We start from the raw sequence: 21,581 nt of genomic DNA, 5'->3' as shown, positions 1-21,581 counted from the left end.
ACACCGGCGATCACGAGGTGCTGGTGGACTGTTGGAGCACCCGCACCTCGTGGTCCAGCCGTCGCCCCCGGGTAGCTGACGGTTGCCGGTCCTCAGCCCCGCCGGCGCCGCAGCAGGTGGGCGACGCCGCTCACCACCGTCGTCCCGAGCGCCGTGCCGACCAGCACCAGCGCCGCCCCCACCGCCCAGAGTCCGCTGTCGTCGGTCGAGGCGGCGTGCACCGTCCAGGCGGCGGTGAAGGCGACCGTCAGCACCGGGGCGACCAGCCACGGCCGGAGCCGCCAGCCGGCGACGGCCGCGACCAGGGCGAGGGTGAGCATGCAGCCGGCCACCTGCCACGGCTGGTAGGGCCCGCTGACGGCGCCCGTCTCGGGGTCGATGGTGTAGCCGGTGTCCTCACCCCAGCCAGGCCCACCAGGTGGCGACCGCCGCCACGGCGAGGACGAGAGCGGCGAGGAGGGCGCGCGTCATGCTGTTCACGCCCCGATCCTCGCGGTACGGACCGCGTCGCGGATGAGGATTCGTACTCACGATCGGGGTGTCGGTGCGGTCCCCCGGACCGCCCAGGCGCGGGCGGTGAGTCGGATGGCGCCGTCCGGTCCGGTCGGCACCCGGGCGCGCAGCAGCTCCCGCAGCTCGGCCCGGTCCGGCTCGGCGAGCGAGCTGACGTAGCCGGGCGCAGATCCCTGCCCACCGAGGAACGGCGTCCAGTAGTCGGCGAAGTCGACGAAGACGGTGGGCACCTCGACGGGCCGAACGGTCACGTCGCGCAGCCCCGCGCCGGTCCAGAGCGCGCGGAGCGGCTCCGGTCGGCACATCGAGTAGCGGCGACCCTCGTCCAGCTCCGCCGCCGCCGGGTCGCGCGCCGCCGCGGCGTCCCAGAAGTGGCGCATCATCACCATGCCCTCGGCGTAATCCCAGACGTAGGCGGCGGCCACGCCGCCCGAGGCGAGGACGCGGGCGAACTCCGCCACGGCGCGCGCCGGGTCGGGCACGAAGTTCAGCGCCAGGCCGCTGACGACGACGTCGACGGCGGCATCGGGCAGCGGCAGCGAGCGGGCGTCGCCGACGTGGAAGACCACGCGCGGGTCGTCGACCCGGGTACGGGCGTGCGCCACGAAGCCTTCGGAGGGGTCTACGCCGTCCACCCGGGCCGGCTCGGTGCGGGCCAGCACCGTCGAGGTCAGGGCGCCGGTGCCGCAGCCCACGTCCAGCCAGCGCAGGCCGGGCGGCAGCTCCAGCCCGGCCAGGAAGTCCGCCGCCACGAGGCGACTCCACCGGCCCACGTACGCCTCGTACGCCGCACCGTCGGCCCATACCTCGCGCGCCATGCGGACACCATACGGGCGGTACGCCCCGGCCGGCAGGCTCCCAACGGCGCCCCCGGATGTCCACCCTAGACCTTCGTCCACAAGCGGAGGTGAGCCGCGAACTTCCGCAGGGTGTATTCGCCGGGTCAGCGCTCGTCGCCCGCGTCGTACTCAGACCCAGTGGATCAGGTCGTACACCGCCGCGCAGTAGTCGTCCTCGTCGTTGATCTGCGGTTGGCGGAACAGGTCCTTCTCACGGATGAGCGGCGTCAGCTCCTGGGGCAGGCTGGTGTAACTGGAGAGCGGCCATCCATCGGTGTCGCGCAGTGGGATGTCCAGCCCGTAGACGGCTCCGGTCCCGGTGACCCGGACGTAGCAGCGGCAGGAGACATCGCCGGTCAGCATCAACCCGGCGAACGTGTAGACGTCCTCGAACCAGGGGAACCCGCCGCCGTGCACCAACAGGCTGAACAGGGCGAACAGGTTCAGGTCCGTCGCCGACTCCCGGCGTAGGGCACGGAAGCCGACGGACTCGGCGTCGACGACGGCATTGCGGTGGTTGTCGTACCGGGGCTGGTGTCCGACGGCTCGGCCCAGATCCTCCACGTGCACGGTGCGGAGGAAGTCGACGACCGCCTCCGCGGGCAGCGGCTCCTCGCCCTCGGTGAGAGGGAATTCGATCGCCACACCGGAAGTGGTCGAGGGATCGACGGTGAGGGCCACCCGGACACGGTCGTCACCGACCCGGACCAGACCACGCAATCGAGGGCGGTTGCGCGGCAACGGACCCGGCGGTATGACCACCAGCGGGATCAGGTTTCGGGCCAGATAGCTGAAAGCCGCGTCCGTCGCCACCGTCGACTCCACGGCTGACCAGGGTATCCGCAGTCGGTCCTGACGATCAGTCCGCTTCGATGCCGCCGGCCCGCAGGATCTGCCGAACCCGTTCGCGGGAGTAGCCCGTTCGCTTGACCAGATCCACCTGCCGCATGCCGGCTCGATACTCCGCCACCATCGCGCGGTGCAGCTCGGCCCGGGCCTGTTCAACCCGGGCGCGGGCGTCGGCCTTGATCTGCCGGGCGGCCTGCGCGGCGCGTTCCTCCGCCTGCGTAGCGCCTTTTCGGCGACCCTCAGTGCTCGCATAGCTCGGTCGAGATCCACTTGGCCACCTCTGCTGGCATCGAGATAGGCCAACGTATCGGGGTTGCCGATTGGCCAATAGCCCGGTCGCGGGTGACTGATGTCGACACCAACCGGCCCGAGGCGTCGATCCTCACCGTGGGGCTGGTGCAGACGACCCACCCGGCGGCCGAACCGGTCGTGGCGTTGACGGCGACAGTGCCCACCACCGCTCACCGGGTGGTGTTGTCGATCGGGCAAGCCCGGGTGCTGCGCTACCGGTTGAGCGCGTTGACCGACGCCACCAGGTACCGGCGGCGCTGATCTCCTAGCCGAATGCGACGAGCGCTCGGCCTCGCACTGCCCTCCGACGGGCGCGTCGAACCCGGTGTCCCCCCTGACCGAGAACGCGCGCAGGGGGGGACATCAGCGGCTGTCTGGCGTCAGGCGAACACGACATCATCGATGTCGATGGTGACCAGCTCGATGTCGCGCACCACTGTTCCGTCTTCAGCCAGTGGGTAGACGCGCCGCCGGGTCGGGACCATGATGCCGCCGAACTCCTTGTGGTCAGAGCAGTAGTGCGCGGCCGGTCCGGCATTCAGGACCTCGGCCGTGTAGTCGTGCCTGCGCAGCAGCCCGTCCTGGCCGAAGTAGAACGTCTGCTGCCGGGAGTGGGTGGCGATGTCATCGGGGAACGTGACCTTGAGACGGTTCCAGGTCTCCCCCTCCTCCGTCACCGGAGACAGCTCGTCGGTACGGAAGTCGGGCCTCGCGAAGGTGAACGGGGACGTCAGGTACGTCCACATGGCGTAGCCGGCGAAAGTAGGCGACGTCCAGGTCGTCCCAGGGGGTTTCGAGGACGTGGCCGGCGAAGGAGGCGCGGGGGTTGAGGCGCTCGGCCTTCACCTCGCCGGTGTCGCTCTCCACGGCCACTCGCTGAGCAGTGAACGAGGTGTGCAGATCAGGCGCCTTGAAGGGGTAGTGACTGGCGTGCTCTCGGCGCAGGTCGACCCGTACGGCAGCCGGGTTGAAAATCCCCTCGTGGCCCTTGATGGCCCACAGCGCGCCGCCCGAGCGGAAGTGGGCCGTGGCCGAGCTGAACTGCTGATAGCGGTCGAGGCCGCCGTGGGCCTCGATGATGGCGTTCACAAGGTCGCGCACGATCAACTTCTCCTCGGTGAGGTGGATGCGTCGTCCCGGGGTAGACACCGGTTGACCAGGGGCTGCTTACCCGGCTACCGGTTGAATATGACCGGTCGTCTTAGAAGTGGCAACGAGCGCTGGATCACAGCAACGTGCACTTGATCCCGCCAAGACGACCGGTCATATTTGCACCGGGAGGTGGTCCGACTTGGCCAGGAAGAGCACGCGCGAAGAGATCGTCACGGCCGCGCTCGACCGGTTCCACGCCCGCGGGTACAACGCCGCCGGCGTCAACGACATCACTCAGGCGGCCGGCGTACCGAAGGGGTCGTTCTACAACCACTTCGACAGCAAGGAAGCACTCGCCATCGTCGCGCTCGATCGGTACGGCGACGGACGCCGGCTTGAGGACCTCACCGACAGCTCGGTCCCGCCGGTGCAGCGGCTCCGGTCACACTTCGAGTTCCTGCGCGACGAGGTCGTCCGGTACGAGTACCACCGCGGCTGCCTGTACGGGAACTTCGGCACCGAGATCGTCGATCACCGGGACGCCATCCGGGACGCCGTCCGGCACAGCCTCGACAAGTGGGCCGGCCTCATCGCGACAACCCTGGTCGAGGCGCAGCGTGCCGGTACGGTCCGCACCGACGTCGACCCCGAGGTCACCGCCGGCTTCCTCGTCAACGCCTGGGAAGGCACGCTCATCCGGGCGCGCACCGACCGCTCCCCCGCCGCCTTCGACGCCTTCTTCTCGGTATTCGACACCTTGCTCGCGCCGGTGTGAACGCGTGCCGGTGTGGTGGCCGCTGAAGGCATGCACGCGGCCGCAGCGGGCGCACCAGGCCCGCCAGTTGCACCGCGCCTGTGAGAAACAGGCCGGAAACGAATCAACGGCCCAGCTGATGATCACTCGGGCCGCTTACTGCTGACCAGTATGGAGCGCATGTGGCACAACCCGAACCCCATACCCGCAGCTCAGGGGCCCTCGTAGTGGTTCCCGCCGTCCGCAGACGGATGACCTGACACCGCCGCACGCACGGGTGTCGACGCCATCCCCGTGACAACACTCACCGGTGGAACGGCCCGGCCTTCCCGCCGAGGCTGGGCCCGGAGACCCGGTAGCCCACATCACAGCGGCCGAACACGCATGGCTTAATGCACCCGATCCAACGCCCGCAAGCTGATGCGATATGCACCTGATTGACAGGTGCTGTCCCCGCGCTGGTGGCAAACGTGTCGCTTGCCTGGCGCGCCCTTCGTCAGGGCGGACCGTCGGCGAACGTGTGCCGCGAGAGGCACTTCGAGTTGGAGATACGGGCTCTGTCGCATACCGGACACACCCAAGCCGTAACCGATTCGCGCCGGGGCTCTCAGCAGCACGGACCGGGCTTGGAGGGGGGGTAGGGGGCGATTGCGTGCCCGAGATTGCACGCTCTTCCGGCTTAGAATCTCTGGTCTGGGCAGATTCGTAAATGTCGGCCCATCAACGTCTTGTCGGCTGGATGCCGCACGGTGCTAGGTGGGACGAGTGCAACTTCTGTTCAGTGAACGTGAAGGGCGCGAGCGTGCACCGATCGGCGGCCTACCCGACGGAGTCATCGCGGTCACGGTGCCTGTTCGCCGCGAGGGGCAGGGACGTGTCCCCCGCAACCGACGCGGTCAGCTCAACATCGAGGTCGTCGATCTCATTGCGGAAGGCCCCACAAACGCTTACAAGCCACCAGCCACGCTAGACTCGCGGGAGTTGATATTCGCGCTCGAAGCTGGACCACGATCGTCGACTACTTCGGCCTATCCAGGGCGCGGGAGGCAGCGATCGCCCTGGTTCGCAGCGGTGGCGAACGCGACACGCGCGCAGGCTGCCGAAAAATGCGCATCGCTGACGCGACAGCAGGAAGAACTCCAACAGCACCTGACCACCCACCGGCAAAAAATCATGCCACCGCTGTCTAAGGCCGTTGACGACGCAGACGCCGACCAGCGCGCGGTCGAGACGGCATTGGCACAACGAACTCAACTGCTCAACGAGGCCAACGCAAAACTGGTGGCCGTGGAGGCAGAGCTTCGCTCGCTGACGGCGGAGATTGACAGACACAAAGCCGCCAGCCGGCCGGAGGACGCCATTCTTTCCGCATGGGCACGCGGCGTTGGCGCCGCGCTGCGGCAACTGGGGTGGCCAGCGCTCAACATCGACGACGACTACGACCAACTCGTCGACGAGGCCAACGCTCCGATGGCGAGCCACGAAAACCCGAACGTCGAGCGCCGCACCTACGCAGCGCTCCAACAAGGCGCTCACGATAAACTCGTCGAAGCCATCGCAAACTTTAAAGTCTATCCAGACAGCAGCGCGCCTCCACCGTCCGATGTTGCTGAAGCCGCGAGCAATTACGCCGCAAGCCGCGAGAGTTTAGGCTCCGCCTCCGCCGAGCAGTTCGCGTCCACACTTGCCAGCATCATGGAGTGGCTCGACGACTCAGCAGAGCGCGACTCTTCTGCCCACGAAGAGGTAAACCACGCCCGCAAAACACGGCGGGAGACCACCGAGTTCGTCAGCGAAAAATGCCGCGAACTCGAACAAGCACTCATTATGACGCAAGAGGCGATTAAACAGCGCGCCTCCTCCGCCCTGGATCGGATCAGCAACGCGCTCAATGATCTCAATCGCAACTCCGGCGGTCTCGGCGCAAAGCTCGATTACACGCTCCTCCCGCCCGACACGCCCGATAAGAAATGGGTGTGCCAGGTCGTACCGCGATGGCGACGGAACCCAGAGGGCCCTATGCTGGCCTACGACAACGTCACCAATACAGCGCAGGAGAAACTCTTTTCGATCCACCTCGTTCTGGCTGCGCTGCTCGCGGCACCAAGTCCCGAGGGTCGGGTACTGATACTCGACGAGCTTGCTGACTCGCTGGGCGCCGAACATCGTCGTGAAGTGCTCGATGCCATCGCCGAGGTGGCTCGTGAGCACCGGATAACGATCCTGGCCACCTGCCAGGATGCGATCATGTCCGAGGCAAGCCCGCACTGCGGACAAGTCCTCTACTTCCACTACCCGTCCAAGTCCGAGGCACTGAACCGCCCCACAAGAATGTTCGGAGTGGATCGGCTGGGCAGCCGGGTAGAGCTGACCGCAGAAGCTCTACTGGAGGGCAGAGAGCTGATGTAGAGATCGCGAATCCGACCGAGAGGCCGGACTTCGCCGCCCTCGCCTACATGCAGATCCTCACCCAGCTCGCGGACCTGGCCCGTGCCGCCGCCCACCCTGCCATGTCGCGCAGTCCGCCACCGTCCGTGCACGCCGCCGGCGATGTGCTGCTGACCGTCACCCTCTCATGGTCCGTGATCAAGCCGCGTGGGCTCACCGCCGGGGGACGACCAGACCGTACCGACGCTCATCAAGACCAGCGGCACCACGGCGCGGGACCTGCCGACGCGGGCAGCCCGGCGGGCCCTGTCATGGTTAAGCCGGTATGAGACTCAGGGTGCACCGATCCTGTCGGCAAGGCATCCCCTCGTGCGTCCGAATCGGACGCCCGTTCTCCGCCGGCACAGGCACCAGCCGACCGGCGACCGCCGACCGCCGACCGCCGACCGCAAGATTCCACGCGTCCAGCTCGGGGCCATGCGGTTCGCGCACTGCCAACTCTTGACTACCGCGGACCGCTTACCCGAACCGCAATTTTGCAGGTCAGACGCTAGATCAAATCTCGTGTTGGGGCAGGCGGGACTCGAACCCGCGACCGAGGGATCAGCCTCGTGACACAGGGCTGCCGCTCACAGCATCCAGCACCTGCCGGTCGCCGAGCGGCTCGTAAAGCCTCACCCGCACCCAGCGCACCTCCGCGTAATCGCCACCCGACCAGGACAATGTCGGCTGCCGCGCGACTACGTGCAAGATCACACGATCAGCCTGGTGATCAGCGTCCGTGCGCACGATCTCAAAGTCGGGATGCATCTCGACGCGAGCCACGAACGACCAGCGGTCGTCGTCCTCGATCCCGCACAGCAGCTTCGCGGCCAGGCGGGCCGACTCCGGCAGAAGGTCGAGGGTGGTGGCGGTCCACTGCGCCAGGATGGCGAAGAACCCATCCGGGTCCCTTGGAGGCTAGAAAGATCGTGTGCGATGGAGCTGCGGGGATTGTCGCCGTCGTAGTGCTCGTCTGGGTACTCAACAGCAACGACCTGAGTCAGGAGACCGCCCAGCGGGAAATGCCACACTGCCCTTGAACGGGAAGCAAACCTGCGCTCGGATACCGCGGGCAGCACCAGGGACACGTCCTAATGCCAGTGGCCGGGGTCGAGCTGCAGGAGACGTGGGAGATCGAGAACCGTTACGCGGTGAACGGCACCGTCAACTACACGATGACGACGCCGCTGCTGGGCCAAACGCCCTATGCATTGAGCCTGACGTGCGAGGCGACCGCGACGGACGCCGGCACCGCGAAGACCACGGTGAAGAACCGCCTGTAACCGCATCCAGCCGGACAGGGAGCGCCGCGCCCGCCCCTAAGGGTGGGCGGGGCCGCTTCATACTCCCCGTATCGAAACCGCCCCGATATCAAGGACCACGCCCCTTGTGGGATCGCTCGGTAGAAGTCGCCGGGTGGTCGTCATTGATCGGCGCCTGTGAGGTCCATCCCGCGGCGCTGATGTTGGACTGTCGGATTTCCTACCCCTCGCGGCCTGCCCAGGCTTGATCGGCCATCCTCTACTGACGGTGGGGAGGTTCACGATGGGTCTGCTGCTTGAGGCCGTGGATGTGCTGGATCGGTGGCGGTGGCGGTGGCTGCTCACCGATGAGGCCACAGGGGCAGTACTGGCCGACCATACGGTGGTGTTGCGGCCGGATTCGGTGGAGGTCGAGGCGTTTGACGACCTGTACCGGCATTTGCGGTGGAACGCCGAGCTGGATCGGCGGGTGGCCTCGGAGGCGGAGCTGGTCGAGCAGCTCGGGGCGTGGATTGGCCGGGTGGTGCTGGGCGAGGCCATCGGCCGGGCCATCGTGGACGCCTCACCAGTGACGGTGCGGGTCGTGGTGCCGGATCGGTTGGGGTTCTTGGCGGTGCGGCCGTTGGAACTGGCGCATGTCGACGGGGTCGCGTTGGCCCGGCGGGGGGATGTGAGCCTTGTCTTCGACATCGGCCCCGGCAGCGCGGGCAAGGCTCCGGTGGGTGGTCGGTTACGGATGTTGGCGGTGTTTAGCCTGCCATCGCAGACAACGGCGTTGGCGTTGCGGCGGGAACGCTACGGGTTGACCCGGTTGGTGCGGACGCTCGCTGCCCGGCGGGGCCGGGCGGTGGAGTTGGAGGTGTTGCAGTACGGGGTGACCCGACAGGTGCTGGCGCAGCGGATGACCGCCGCGGGTGGTCCCGACGTGCTGCACCTGTCCGGCCACGGCGGCGCTGGAGTCATCGCCTTGGAGCACCGGGACGGATCGGAGGACCAGGTCAACACCGAGGAGCTCTTGGGTTTGCTGCGCCCGGGACGGGGTCGGGTGAAGCTGGCGGTGATGTCGGCGTGCCAGTCAGCCGCAGCGACGACCGCGGAGACGCTGCGGTGGCTGCGCTTGGACGAGGCCGCCGAGGCGGCGCAGGAGCAGGCCGACGCCGAGTCGACAGCGATCGCGGGGCTGCGCCCGGTGATGGGGGTGGCGCGGCAGGTGGCCCAGCAACTGGGGTGCGCGGTGATCGCGATGCGCTATCCGGTGGTCGACGACTTCGCAGTGGCGTTGGCCGACGAGCTGTACCGGGGCCTGTTCGAATGGGACCTGCCGGTCGACGCCGCGGTGCGCCGAGCAGTGCCCGCCGCCGCTGGTGAACAGGCTTCGCTGGCGCGGCCGGCGGTGTCGATCGCCACCCCGGTGCTGCTGGGGGCGTCCGCCGCGGGGATGTTGCTGACTCCGCCGGCCGGGCCGGTCGTGGCCGACCCCGCCCGCACCCTGATGGCCGGATTTCCGAGCGAGCCGGTCCGGTTCGTGGGGCGGGTCGGGGCGATGGCCCGGGGCAGCGGGGCACTGGCCCCCGACGGCGGGCGCAGCGCAGTGTTGTTCCACGGCATGGCCGGGGCGGGCAAGACCGCCTGCGCGTTGGAGTTGGCCTACCGGCATCAGAACGCGTTCAGCGGGTTGGCGTTCTGGAAGGCCCCGGAACGCTCCGATGAGTTCCCGACCGCGCTAACCAGCCTGGCGTGGTCCCTGGAGGCCCAGCTGGAGCACCTCGACTTCACGATGCTGGACGCGGTCGCAGCGCCGGAGGCGTTCGACCGGTTCCTGCCCCGGCTCACCGAGGTGCTGGAACAGACCGGTCTGTTGCTGGTGTTCGACAACCTGGAGACCCTGCTGACCGAGGCCGGGGGCTGGCGCGACCCGCGGTGGGGACGGCTGGTCGCTGCGATGAGCGCTCATGACGGTCTATCCAGGGTGGTGCTGACCAGCCGCATCGTCCCGAACGGCCTGGACACCCGAGTGCTTGTCGAACCCGTGCACGCCCTGTCCCGCGACGAGACGGTGCTGCTGGCCCGGGAACTGCCCCACCTGCGGGCACTCCTGCACGCCGACCCCAGCCCGACCCGGCAACCCGACACCGTCATCGCCGCTGACCGGGACCAAGTCCGGGCCGTGCTCAACCTGGTCCAGGGCCACCCGAAACTGCTGGAGCTCGCCGATGCCGCCGCCGCCGACCCGCAAGCGTTGGCCCGGCACCTGCACACCACGGGCACGAGCGACGCCGGGCTGACCGCCTTCTTCACCGCCGGGTACAGCAGCCTGGACCCGGATGGATTCCTCGCCACCCTGGCGCAGTGGACCGCCACCACCCTCGACCTTCTGCCGGAGCCGGCCCGGCTGGCCGCGCAACTGCTGTGCGGGGTAGAGGACGACGACCGATGGTCGTTCGTGGCCGAGGGCAATTGGGCCGACCTGTGGCGAGCCCTGAACCGTCCCGACCCCGCCCCCGAATGGCATGCCGCTCTGACCCCATTGGTCGACGCCGCCCTAATGGAGGTCGACCGAGACCGCGTCGGCCAAGGCAGCGACGAGGACACGCCATCCCGAAGCCGCGACCGGACGGTCCGCTACCGCATCCATCCCGGCGTCGCCGAAACCATCCGCATCGCCACCCCCGCCGACATCCGCACCGCCATCGACACAGAACTCGCCGCATTCTGGAACACCCTGGCAGGCCAGGCACTGCATGCCGACCGCGGAGAAAACAGCGCCTTAGTGATACGGGCCGGGCTGTCCGCCACCCCGTACCTGATCCGTCTAAAGGAATGGGACCTGGCCGCTTCCCTCCTCGAGCAGGCCATCTACAGGGACGAGTCGCCGGGTACAAGGTTGGCGGCGATCGCCCACCTACGGCGCATCACCGAGGCCGTCGCCGACCCTAGTCACATTGCGATCCTAGCCGGCGCGGTGGCAGAGATCGACCGAGGCGAGGGCGAACGTCTACTCCGCGCCGCCCTCAACGAAGCGGAGACCAGCGGCGACCACGCACTCGCCTCGTCGGTTGCGGGGGACCTGGTGAACCTGCTCAAAGGCACCGGCCGCTCGTCGGAGGCCCTCGCCGCCATCGACGATATGGCGGAGCACACCCGTCGGGCTGGGCTCGGCCGTTGGACTCAGCTCGCCGACGAAGGCTGGCGGGCTCAAATTACGTACAAAATGGGCAAGCTTGAGCAAGCCTTGGGGGACGTGCAACGGCTGCGGACCGCGATGCAGCACCTCCCCGACGAGCGAGCCTCTAACGACACCGTCGAACCGTTTAACGTACGCGAAACGATCCTCAACCTTGGTGTCGTCGCTGCAGGTGAGCTGGGTCGGCATCAGGACGCTCTCGACCTAAACGCTGAGGTAGTCGCCAGCCAACGGGGACGCGGCGCCGGCCTCTACGAGATCACCAATAGTCGGTTCAACGACTACGCCTCGCTGATCGGGCTGGGTCGCCTCGACCAGGCCGAGGACCTGCTGCTGTCATGCCAACAGATATTCGAGGGCCACAACGACGTCGGCGGACTCCAGAAGGTGCTGGCCGCGCGGGGCAACCTGGCCTACCGCCAGCGTCTTTACGAGCGGTCGGTTGTCCTCCAACAGGCCGCGCTTCGTTACGGCTACCTGCGACCCGACCCACACGAGATCGCTGCCGGGCACCACAACCTCGCTGTCGCGCTAGCCGCAACCGACGGTGAGCCGGCGCAGCAGCTCGCCCATTTTCTCGCCAGCGCCGTCCTCTCGCACGTGATCGGTGAAACCCACCGCCTAGCCAACGCGGTGGTCGAGCTGGCCAAATACATGCACCATCCGGGCAACCCCACCCTGCCAACCACCGTCGCGCAGCTAGCCCACCGAATCGACCAAACCAAGGGCGCTCGATTCAGTGAGCTGATCGCCGCTCTGGCGCCCGACCCTCACGCCGCCGACCATGCCCTGACCGCCGTCCTCGAGGCTGCCCGCGCCGTGTCCGCCGACCAGGTGTTTGACATCATCGAGTACCACCTTGACAGGTGGGAACCCGTCCTGGCCACTCTGGTCGCCGCCGTCACGGGTGACCAGAAGGCCGCCGCCGCCCTCACCCGGCACCTCGACCAGGCCGCCGGCATTACCGATTGGGCCGACGTCGCGGCGGCCCTGCGTCGGATCCTGGCCGGCGAACGCGACCCCGATCAACTCCTGACCGATCTCGACCCGGTCGACACCGCCATCACCCAACGAGCCCTCGACGCCCTCACCGCCGCCGTACAAGAAAGCCCCACCCATGACTGAACGCACCCGCACACAAATCAAGGCCCTCACCGACAAGGACGCGATCCGCATCCTGGCCCTCCTTGTGGACAGCACCGGCCACCTGCCCGATCCCACCCACCTGCGCCACACCGAAACCCAGCTCGACCACGCTGCCGCCAACCCCGACCCCACCGACGGCATCGACCCCAACGCGGCTCCTGCCACCCCCGGTGACCTCGCCCGCGCCACCCTCACCTACCTCGCACCCACCCACTCCGACACCATCAGCCGCGCTATCGCACTGCCAACCGACACCACCCGCTTTGACCCCACCACCCTCGCCGTCGGCGCCCTGATCCTCATCGCGCTCCAAACCGAAGTCGACATCACCCGCACCGACAACGGCCACTGGAAACTTCGCATCCACAAACACCGCATGCGCGACTCCACCCTCGGCAACCTCCTGGGCAAACTCATCGCCACATACCGTCCGCCCGGGCAGTAGGACCGGTGGCAACGAGACCACACGGGCGCACGCGTTGACCTTGCTCTACGTAACAGATGGCAATAGGCAATTCCATCGACTACGAGCGCCTCGGGCAGCCTGTACGCCACGTTGCCAGGTAGAAAGGTAGGACCTGCGTGAAGAGCCCCGCTCACCTTCGGATCGGCGGGGCTCTTCGTTGTGTCCGGGGCCAGCTCCCTACGCGGTTACAGGCGGTTCTTCACGGTGGTCTTCACCGAGCCGTCGTCTGTCGCGGTCGCTTCGCAGGTAAGGCTTAATGCGTAGGGAGTCCGGCCCAGCAGCGGCGTCGACATCGTGTAGTTGACGGTGCCATTCACCGCACCGCAGGTGGCTGTCGATGGTGGCCTCGGTGCGGTTCTTGGCCCGCAGGTGCCGCCGCCAGTGCGGCAGAAGGGTGCGAATGTCATCGATGGCGGTGGCGGTGGCGGTCTCCAATAAGGTCGCACAATACCTCGCTCGACGAGCGTTGTGCAGTGTTGCGAAACCGGGTCGATCTCCGTTTTCGCAGGTGGTGGGGCGGGCGGGACTCGAACCCGCGACCGAGGGATTATGAGTCCCCTGCTCTAACCGGCTGAGCTACCGCCCCGATACCGCGCCGGATCGTAACCCGCTCGGCGGATCACCGGCCACCACCGAACCGGCACAACCGACACCCGTGCCAGCACGATGGGCTACGCGAGGATAACAGTCAGCAGCCGCCGGAGCGGGCCCGGAATCACCCCACCGCGCGCAGCTCCGTCAGCACCGCCCCGGCCGTCCGCCAGCCGCTGGCCAGCGCCCCCTGGATCGATGGGCTGTCCCGGTGGTCGCCGGCCACGAACAGCCCGTCGCCGAGCGCCACCGGCTTGCGCAGTCGCCCCTGCGGCGGCGGCGCGGCGGGCAGCGCGGCGGGGACCTCGACGGTCGTCAGGTGGGTCCAGTCCGCGGTGGAGCGTCCGTAGAGCCGGTCCAGCTCGCGCCGGATCGCCGGCTCGGGCGGGGCGCTCGGGCCGACCACCGAGGTGGCCACCAGGTGCCGCCCGGCCGGCGCGTACGTCGGGGCGGCGTTGCTGACCACGACGGTGTTGGCGACCATTTCCCGCCGGTCCCCGTCGACCAGCAGGATCGGCTCGTCGAGCGGCGCCTCCGGCGTGCTGTGGTAGTAGGTCGTGTAGCTGTGCATGCGTACCCGGGCCAGGGTGGGCAGCAGCATTCCCGCCGCGGGCGGGTCCACGGCGACCACGACGGCGCGGCAGCCGATGTCGCCGGCCTGGGTGCGGACCCGGCCGGGCGCGACCTCGGCGACCGGGGTGTCCAGCTCGATCAGGTCGGCGGGCAGCGGTTCGGCGACGGCCCGGGGCAGCGCGGCCATCCCCCGGGCGGGGAGGCCGATCCGGCCGCGCGCGAAGGAGCGCAGGATCATCGCCAGCACGTGGCTGGAGGTCTCCAGCTCCCGGTCGATGAGGACGCCGGAGAGGAACGGCCGCAGCAGTTCCTCGATGATCGTGTCGGAGAGCCCGGCCCGGCGCAGCGCGGCTTCGGTGGTGGTCTCCGGAGCGGTGAGCAGCCGGCTCTTCGGCAGGGTGGCGCAGCCGGTGGCGAGGGCGGCGAACCGGATCCGGTCGAGCAGCGAGCCGATGCCGGCCAGGGCCGTGCCGGGCGCGCCGCCGGGCTCGCGCAGCGGGTTGACCAGCCGATCGAGCCGGTCGCCGCGGCGCACCAGCACCCCGGAGGTGAACCAGCCCAGCTCCAGGCTGTCGACGTCGAGCAGGGTGCCCAGCCTCGGGTAGGCGGTGTTCAACACCTGGAAGCCGCGGTCCAGCAGGTAGCCGTCGACCGTGTCGGTGGCGACTCGGCCGCCGAGCCGGCCACCGGCCTCCAGCAGCCGCCAGGGCACGCCGGCGCGGTGCAGCCGCCGGGCGGCGGCCAGCCCGGCGAGGCCGCCGCCGACGATGACGACGTCCGTCTCAGCCAGCATGCCCGGCCTCCGTCCCGGTCCGGGCCGTCCGGGCCAGCCGGCTCGGCCACCAGATTTTCGGCCCGATGTCGTACGACAGCGCGGGCACCAGCAGCGAGCGGACCACGATGGTGTCCAGCAGTACGCCCACCGCCACCGCCACGCCGAGTTCCACCAGCACCACCAGCGGCAGGACGGCCAGGGCGGAGAAGGTCGCGGCGAGCACGACGCCGGCGGAGGTGATCACCCCGCCGGTCACGGCGAGGCCGGCCAGCACCCCGGCCCGGGTGCCCCGCTTGACCGACTCCTCGCGGACCCGGCTCATCAGGAAGATGTTGTAGTCGATGCCGAGGGCGACCAGGAAGACGAACGCGAAGAGCGGGAAGGACGCGTCGACCCCGGGGAAGTCGAAGACGTACCGGAAGATCAGCGCGCAGAGGCCGAGGGTGGCCAGGAACGACAGCACCACGGTGGCGATCAGCAGCACCGGGGCGAGCAGGGCGCGCAGCAGCAGGGCCAGGATCACCGCGATGACCAGCAGCACCACCGGGATGATCACGTTGCGGTCCCGGGTGGAGGCGGCGGAGGTGTCCACGTTGATCGCGGTGAACCCGCCGACCACGGCGTCGGCGCCGGCGACCCGGTGCACCGCCACCCGCAGGTCGCGGATGGCCCGTTCCGCCCCGTCGCTGTCCGGCGGGTCGGACAGCGTCGCCTCCAGCTGCACCTTGCCGTCGACCACCTTGGGGGGCGCGTTCTCCTGGGGTGGGCCGGCCCGCTCACCGGTCACCGGCCGTACGGCGGCGACGCCGGGGACGCCCTGGGCCACCCGGGCGACCTCCTGGGCGGCCTGCTGGTTGGTGAAGATGGTCGCCGGGCTGCCGGTGCCGGCCGGGTAGTGCCGGGCGATGACCTCCTGGCCGGCGACCGAGTCGGTCCGGTTGGTGAACAGGTCGGACTGGCCGAGTGTGGTGACGCCGAGCTGGGTCAGGCCGAGGGTGAGCAGGGCCAGCGCCGCGGCGGTCACCAACCAGACCGGGCGGGCGCGCCGGGCGACGAAGCCGGCGATCCGGCTCCAGATGCCGTTTTCGGTCCGCGGGTCGGCCTGGTCGGCGCGGGGGCGGCGGGGCCAGAACGCCCACCGGCCGCCGAGCACCAGCAGCGCCGGCAGGAAGGTGAGCATCACGACCAGCGTGGCGGCGATGCCGACGGCGGCGACCGGACCCAGCGCCCGGTTGGAGTTGAGGCTGGACAGCAGCAGGCAGAGCAGGCTGACGATCACGGTGGCTCCGGAGGCGATGATCGCCGGGGCGGCGCCCCGCCAGGCGGTCTTCATCGCGTCCCAGGGCCGCTCGTGCCGGTGCAGTTCCTCCCGGTAGCGGCCGATCAGCAGCAACGCGTAGTCGGTGCCGGCGCCGAAGACCAGCACGGTCAGGATGCCCTGCGCCTGCCCGTTCAGTTTGATCACGTCGTTCTTCGCCAGGTAGTAGACGAACACCGACGCCAGCGCGTACGACATCCCCGCCGCGAGCAACGGAAAGAGCCAGAGCACCGGGCTGCGGTAGACGATCAGCAGGATCACCAGCACCACGACCAGGGTGACCAGCAGCAGCGGCCCGTCGATGGCGCCGAACACCTCGATCAGGTCGGCCAGCAGCCCGGCCGGTCCGGCGACGTCGACGGTGAGCCCGTCCCGGTCGCCGCCGACGATCCCGCGCAGCTCCTCGACCACCCGGCCGATCGCCTCGCCCTCAGCCTCGTCGATCGGCACGACGACCTGGAGCGCCTGACCGTCCTGGCTGGGGATCGGCGGCGGCAGCGGCCCGAGCACGCCGGGAACCTGGCCGAACCGCGCGGTGTCGGCGGCAGCCCGCTGCTTGTCGGCGTCGGTGATGCCGGAGCCGCGCTCGTAGACCACCAGCGCCGGGGTGCTCTCCCGCTCCACGAAGCCGCCGGCGAGTTCCTGGGCCCGGGTCGCCTCGGCTTCGGCGGGCAGGAACGAGGCGTTGTCGTTGGTGGCGACCTCGCCCAGCTTCCCGGAGTACGGTCCGGCGATCCCGCCGACCACCAGCCAGCCGAGCACCACCAGCACCGCGATCAGCATCGCCGCGCCAGGTCCCCGTCTTCCGGCCATCTCCACCCGTCCCTTGAATCGACGCACCAATCGACGCAGCGGGAGTCTAAGTCGACATCGCCCATCCTGCCGCCCGAGCACGCCCCAGCGGGCCGAAACCGGACGCCCGCCCGCCACGGTCCGCCTCCGTCGATGACCAAGAGGTTTGCGTCTACGGACGGCCCGTCGGTGACGCGAACTTCTTGATCACCGGGAGGGTCTCGGCCGGACGGGTAGCCGAGGTGGTGGGCGGCGGGGGGGTGGGAAACGAGAAACGCCCGTCGGCGGGGCCGACGGGCGCGGGTGCGTGAGCTCCCCCGTTTGGACTCGAACCAAAAACCTGCCGGTTAACAGCCGGCTGCTCTGCCAATTGAGCTACGGGGGACTGCTTGTCACCGCGCTCCGGATCTCCCCGGCGCTCGGCGACGGCACAAGAGTACAGGATTCCCGGGGGGTCTGGTCCAGGGGGTTATCGCCACGAGCCCTCGCAGTGGAGGGGTGCGACACGGCAGGAATAAAACCGGACAAATCGTCATCACGGCACAACCAGGCATGAGCGCGGAGCAGGATGGGTAGTTAGCTGCCGACAGAGGACTAGGGCGCGACATGGTCGGTCCCGACCGGATCTCCGGGCGGGAACGGCGGAGCGTCAGGTACGAAAGGAGCCGCCATGCGCGGAAAGATCATGTTCCTTGGCGGGCTGGCTGCGGGCTTCGTCCTGGGCGCCCGTGCCGGCCGGGAGAAGTACGAGGAGCTGGTCGTCCGGGGCCGTAAGGTGCTCGACCACCCGACCGTCCAGGAGGCGGCGGGTGTCGCACAGGCCCAGGCGACCCGGCTCTACAGCGAGGGCAAGGACAAGCTCGGCCAGTCCAAGCTCGGCGAGAAGCTGGGCACCGGCAACGGCAACAAGCAGGAGCTGACCGCGGCGGACGACGCGTTCGCGGGCACGCCGGCCACCATCGGCGCGAAGTCGGGCAGCTCGTCGAGCTCCCCCAGCTCGTCGTCGTCCACCACCTCGCGGCCCAAGCCGTCGGGCCCGGGCACCAACGCCAGCACCCTCTAACCGCACCTTCCAGCGGGCCGGTCGTCATCGACGACCGGCCCGCTGGCGTGTGGGCGGAAACAGCGGCAGCTCAGGCGCTGTCCACTCCCGCCGGTGCCACTTTCGCCGGTTTGAAGCAAAAGTTCGCACGAAACATCGAAAACTTCTGCCGTCAACCCCTTCTCTTTGGTCCGCTGCGCAAATATCGTCCTGCGTAGAACCTGGCCAGGCTCTTGGTACTCGTAGCGACCCTCCTCAGCGACGGCGCTGAGGCGGACCCGCCCCGACCAGAGCGAGGTTCGATGCGCAGACCCACCGGCCGAAGGGCCACCGCCTACCTCAGCCTTCTCACCCTCGTCGGCGCGACACTCGTCGCGACCGCGCCACCGCAGCCCACGCCGGCGCTCGCCGCGCCGGTGCCCGCCAGCAACGGCATGGATTACAAGGTCCTCGTGTTCACCCGGTCCGCCGGAGGCAGCCACGCCGCCACCACCGCCGGAGTGGACGCGATCCGGCAGCTCGGCACCGACCGGCGGTTCACCGTCGAGGTGACCGACGACGCCCGCAAGTTCGACGAGCCGCATCTCAAGCAGTTCCGCGCCGTGGTGTTCCTGAACACCTCCGGCGACATCCTCACCGACGGCCAGCAGGCCGCGTTCGAGCAGTACTACCGCGACGGCGGCGGCTTCGTCGGCGTCCACTCGGCCATCGAGGCCGAACCCGGCTGGTCCTTCCTGGACAAGGTCCTTGGCACCCGGGCGACCGGCGCCGCCACGTCGGCGAGCCCGGCCACCGTCACCGTGGCCGACCGGGTGCACCCGGCCTCGGAGCGGCTGCCGGAACGGTGGGCGCACACCGACCGCTGGTACAACTTCGCCGACAACGTCCGGGGCGTGTCGCACGTGCTGGCCACCGTGGACGAGAAGACGTACGCCGGCGGGTCGATGGGCTTCGACCACCCGGTCACCTGGTGCAAGGACTACCAGGGCGGCCGCTCCTTCTACACCGGACTCGGCGCGACGCCGGAGAGCTACGGCAGCACCGATCTGCGCGCCCACCTCGGGGGGGCGATCCAGTGGGCGGCCGGCGTGACCGACGGCGACTGCGGCGCGACCGTGCTGGCCAACTACCAGATGACGGTGATCGGGGCCCAGCCGAACGTCAACGAGCCGATCGGCTTCGACACGCTCCCCGACGGGCGGGTGATCCAGACCGACCGCCGCGGCGGCGTACGCCTGCACGACCCGGAGAGCAACGAGAGCACGGTGCTGGCCCAGATCCCGGTCTACACCCACAGCGAGGACGGGATGTACGGCCCGGCGATCGACCGGGACTTCGCCACCAACAAGTGGGTCTACCTGTACTACGCGCCCCCGCTGGACACTCCGACCGGGAGCGCGCCGACCACCAGCACCGACCCCACGACCTGGGACCGGTGGAAGGGCTACTTCCAGCTCTCCCGCTACAAGTTCGTCGACGGCGAGACCCCGTCGCTGGACCTGAGCACGGAGCAGAAGATCCTCCAGGTGCCGGTGGACCGGGGCGCCTGCTGCCACGTGGCCGGCGACATCGCGTTCGACTCCAAGAACAACCTCTGGCTGGTCACCGGGGACGACACCCCGGCCGGTGGCGGCGGCTCCGGCGGCTTCTCGCCGCACAACGACTCGGTCAGCGCCACCGGCGTCTACCAGGCGCCCTTCGTGGACGCCCGGCGCAGCTCCGCCAACACCAACGATCTGCGGGGCAAGGTGCTGCGCGTCGCGGTGGGGGCGGACGGCTCGTACACCGTCCCGGCGGGCAACCTCTTCCCGGCCGGCACCGAGAAGGCCCGGCCGGAGATCTACGCGATGGGGCTGCGCAACCCGTTCCGGATCACCCTGGACAAGAACGACGTCGCGTACGTCACCGACTACTCCCCCGACTCCTCGACGGCCGCGGTCGGCCGGGGGCCGGCGGGCACCGGCCGGATGATGGTGATCGACAAGCCGGCGAACTACGGCTGGCCGATGTGCGTGCAGCCGAACCTGCCGTACATCGAGATGAACTGGACCACCAGCCCGATCTCCCCGGTCGCGCCCTTCGACTGCGCGACGCCGAAGAACACCTCGCGGCACAACACCGGCCTGACCGACCTGCCGACGGTCGAGAAGTCCGAACTCTGGTACTCCTTCCAGGCGCCCACCCCGTGCCCGGAGTCCTACCTGTCGACGCCGACGCAGACCTGCCCGGTGCTCTTCCCGGAACTCGGCACCGGCGGCGTCGGGCCGCACGGCGCCGCCCGCTACGACTTCGACCCGGAGCTGAGGTCGGAGACGAAGTTCCCCGAGTACTACGACGGCGCGGTCTTCTTCGGCGAGTTCACCCGGGACACCCTCAAGGAGGTCCGGCTCGACGCCAAGGGCGACATCCTGAAGATCAACAATGTGCTGAACTGCGGCCAGGCGCCCACCACAGCAACCAAGCCGTTCCTCTGCGACAACCCGATGGACATGAAGTGGGGCGCGGACGGCAACTTCTACCTGCTGACGTACGGCGACGGGTTCTTCAACGTCAACCCGGACGCGGCGATGCTGAAGTTCAGCTACGTCAAGGGGCTGCGGGCGCCGAGCGCCGTGCTCACCGCGACGCCCACCAACGGCATCGCGCCGCTGACCGTCGCCTTCTCAAGCGAGGGCTCCAAGGACCCCGACCCGGCGGACTCGATCTCGTTCGCCTGGGACTTCGACGGCAACGGCACCACCGACTCGGTCGACCCGAACCCGTCGCACACCTACACCGCCAACGGGGTCTACACCGCTCGGCTGACGGTGACCGACTCCAGCGGCAAGAGCGCGTCGGCGAACACCACCATCACCGTCGGCAACACCGCGCCGACCGTCACGGTCAACACCCCGCTCGAAGGCGGCTTCTTCAGCTGGGGCGACGACATCCCCTGGTCGGTGACGGTCGCCGACCCGGAGGACGGGCCGGTCGACTGCGCCAAGGTGGAGGTGACCTTCGTCCTGGGCCACGACCAGCACGGCCACGGCGAGGCCAACCAGTTCGGCTGCTCCGGGGTGCTGCCCACCGACCCGGACGACGCGTCCCACGGCGGCTACATCCACGGCGTGGTCAGCGCGTCCTACACCGACGGCGGCGCGAACGGCCAACCGGCGCTGACCACCGTCGACCAGCAGATCGTCCAGGCGAAGCGGCAGGAGGTCGAGTTCGCCACCGACGAGTCGGGGACCACCGTCGGGACCAGCGCCGACACCGGCGGCGGGCAGCAGCGCGGCAGCCTCGACCCGGGCGACTGGATCGCGGTCAACAACACCGTCAACCTGCACGACATGCAGTCGGTGACGCTGCGTACCTCGGGCGGCAGCGCGGCCACCGCCGGGCAGCCCCGGTTCGGCGTCGAGTTCCGGCTCGACTCCCCCACCGGGCCCCTGCTGGCCGCCGCCACGGTCGCCGCGACCACCGGAAACAACGCCTTCACCAGCACAGGCGTGCCGATCACCGACCCGGGCGGCACGCACCGGCTCTACCTCGTGTTCCGCACCGTTCCCGGCGGCCCGACCAGCGGCCTCGGCAACCTCAACTGGGTCGAGTTCACCGGCCAGGGCATCGGCGTCGCTCCGTAGCGCCGCCGTGGTCGCGGGCCGCCGCCCGGGCGGTCCGCGGC

The 21,581-nt window shown here is 69.2% G+C and carries 16 protein-coding genes and 2 tRNA genes; 8 read left to right on the top strand and 10 right to left on the bottom strand.

The window, feature by feature from the left end:
* Positions 1 to 92: 92 nt before the first annotated feature.
* The 4 genes from GA0074696_RS31725 to GA0074696_RS10195 all read right to left on the bottom strand — a co-directional run bounded on the left by GA0074696_RS31725 (position 93) and on the right by GA0074696_RS10195 (position 1,997).
* On the bottom strand, positions 93 to 320 hold the full coding sequence (locus GA0074696_RS31725; protein ID WP_231925319.1) for a hypothetical protein: 228 nt from the start codon (positions 318 to 320) through the stop codon (positions 93 to 95).
* A 76-nt stretch (positions 321 to 396) separates the two neighbouring features.
* On the bottom strand, positions 397 to 531 hold the full coding sequence (locus GA0074696_RS32240; RefSeq protein ID WP_269458716.1) for a hypothetical protein: 135 nt from the start codon (positions 529 to 531) through the stop codon (positions 397 to 399).
* Positions 528 to 1,331, bottom strand: a complete 804-nt coding sequence (locus GA0074696_RS10200; protein ID WP_088960870.1) for a class I SAM-dependent methyltransferase — start codon at positions 1,329 to 1,331, stop codon at positions 528 to 530. Before GA0074696_RS10200 ends, GA0074696_RS32240 begins: the two co-directional genes overlap by 4 nt.
* Positions 1,332 to 1,481: 150 nt before the next feature.
* Positions 1,482 to 1,997 carry a hypothetical protein gene (locus GA0074696_RS10195; protein WP_157745861.1) on the bottom strand — a complete coding sequence of 172 codons (516 nt, stop codon included), beginning with the start codon at positions 1,995 to 1,997 and terminating at the stop codon, positions 1,482 to 1,484.
* A 546-nt stretch (positions 1,998 to 2,543) separates the two neighbouring features.
* Between GA0074696_RS10195 and GA0074696_RS10190 the strand changes: the two genes are divergently transcribed.
* Complete coding sequence (locus GA0074696_RS10190; RefSeq protein ID WP_088960868.1) at positions 2,544 to 2,753, top strand: hypothetical protein; 210 nt, start codon at positions 2,544 to 2,546, stop codon at positions 2,751 to 2,753.
* Between the two features lie 119 nt (positions 2,754 to 2,872).
* Here the strand turns inward: GA0074696_RS10190 and GA0074696_RS10185 are convergent, their stop codons facing one another.
* Positions 2,873 to 3,169 (bottom strand): hypothetical protein, encoded by a 297-nt coding sequence (locus tag GA0074696_RS10185; protein WP_157745860.1) that lies wholly within the window; start codon positions 3,167 to 3,169, stop codon positions 2,873 to 2,875.
* Complete coding sequence (locus GA0074696_RS30705) at positions 3,117 to 3,593, bottom strand: hypothetical protein (RefSeq protein WP_157745859.1); 477 nt, start codon at positions 3,591 to 3,593, stop codon at positions 3,117 to 3,119. Before GA0074696_RS30705 ends, GA0074696_RS10185 begins: the two co-directional genes overlap by 53 nt.
* A gap of 190 nt (positions 3,594 to 3,783) precedes the next feature.
* On the opposite strand from GA0074696_RS30705, the gene GA0074696_RS10180 reads away from it, so the two are divergent.
* From GA0074696_RS10180 to GA0074696_RS10155, 5 genes are all read left to right on the top strand, one after another.
* On the top strand, positions 3,784 to 4,359 hold the full coding sequence (locus GA0074696_RS10180) for a TetR/AcrR family transcriptional regulator (RefSeq protein WP_172894243.1): 576 nt from the start codon (positions 3,784 to 3,786) through the stop codon (positions 4,357 to 4,359).
* Between the two features lie 744 nt (positions 4,360 to 5,103).
* Positions 5,104 to 6,747, top strand: a complete 1,644-nt coding sequence (locus GA0074696_RS30700; protein ID WP_157745858.1) for a hypothetical protein — start codon at positions 5,104 to 5,106, stop codon at positions 6,745 to 6,747.
* A 1,121-nt stretch (positions 6,748 to 7,868) separates the two neighbouring features.
* Complete coding sequence (locus GA0074696_RS10165) at positions 7,869 to 8,051, top strand: hypothetical protein (RefSeq protein ID WP_088960863.1); 183 nt, start codon at positions 7,869 to 7,871, stop codon at positions 8,049 to 8,051.
* A 262-nt stretch (positions 8,052 to 8,313) separates the two neighbouring features.
* The gene (locus tag GA0074696_RS10160; RefSeq protein WP_088960862.1) at positions 8,314 to 12,339 is read left to right on the top strand and encodes a CHAT domain-containing protein; all 4,026 of its coding nucleotides are present in this window, start codon (positions 8,314 to 8,316) and stop codon (positions 12,337 to 12,339) included.
* Positions 12,332 to 12,805, top strand: a complete 474-nt coding sequence (locus GA0074696_RS10155; protein WP_088960861.1) for a hypothetical protein — start codon at positions 12,332 to 12,334, stop codon at positions 12,803 to 12,805. The genes GA0074696_RS10160 and GA0074696_RS10155 overlap by 8 nt, the downstream gene beginning before the upstream one ends.
* A 530-nt stretch (positions 12,806 to 13,335) precedes the next feature.
* On the opposite strand, the gene GA0074696_RS10150 is transcribed toward GA0074696_RS10155, so the two are convergent.
* The 4 genes from GA0074696_RS10150 to GA0074696_RS10135 form a co-directional block, all read right to left on the bottom strand.
* A tRNA-Ile gene (locus GA0074696_RS10150) sits at positions 13,336 to 13,412 on the bottom strand.
* Between the two features lie 129 nt (positions 13,413 to 13,541).
* The gene (locus tag GA0074696_RS10145) at positions 13,542 to 14,783 is read right to left on the bottom strand and encodes an NAD(P)/FAD-dependent oxidoreductase (RefSeq protein WP_088960860.1); all 1,242 of its coding nucleotides are present in this window, start codon (positions 14,781 to 14,783) and stop codon (positions 13,542 to 13,544) included.
* Positions 14,773 to 16,896: an MMPL family transporter gene (locus GA0074696_RS10140; RefSeq protein WP_088964475.1), complete on the bottom strand. Its 2,124-nt coding sequence runs from the start codon at positions 16,894 to 16,896 to the stop codon at positions 14,773 to 14,775. Before GA0074696_RS10140 ends, GA0074696_RS10145 begins: the two co-directional genes overlap by 11 nt.
* Positions 16,897 to 17,187: 291 nt before the next feature.
* Positions 17,188 to 17,260, bottom strand: a tRNA-Asn gene (locus tag GA0074696_RS10135).
* 285 nt (positions 17,261 to 17,545) lie between these two features.
* Here GA0074696_RS10135 and GA0074696_RS10130 point away from each other — a divergent pair.
* Entirely contained in the window at positions 17,546 to 17,938 is a 393-nt protein-coding gene (locus tag GA0074696_RS10130; protein ID WP_088960859.1) for a hypothetical protein, read from the top strand.
* Positions 17,939 to 18,219: 281 nt separating this feature from the next.
* Entirely contained in the window at positions 18,220 to 21,540 is a 3,321-nt protein-coding gene (locus GA0074696_RS10125; RefSeq protein ID WP_088960858.1) for a ThuA domain-containing protein, read from the top strand.
* The last annotated feature ends 41 nt before the right edge of the window (positions 21,541 to 21,581 follow it).

The organism is Micromonospora purpureochromogenes, assembly GCF_900091515.1.
Lineage (GTDB): Bacteria > Actinomycetota > Actinomycetes > Mycobacteriales > Micromonosporaceae > Micromonospora > Micromonospora purpureochromogenes.
The sequence above is the reverse complement of the archived record's forward strand: the minus strand, read 5'-3'. Positions and strand labels throughout refer to the sequence as shown.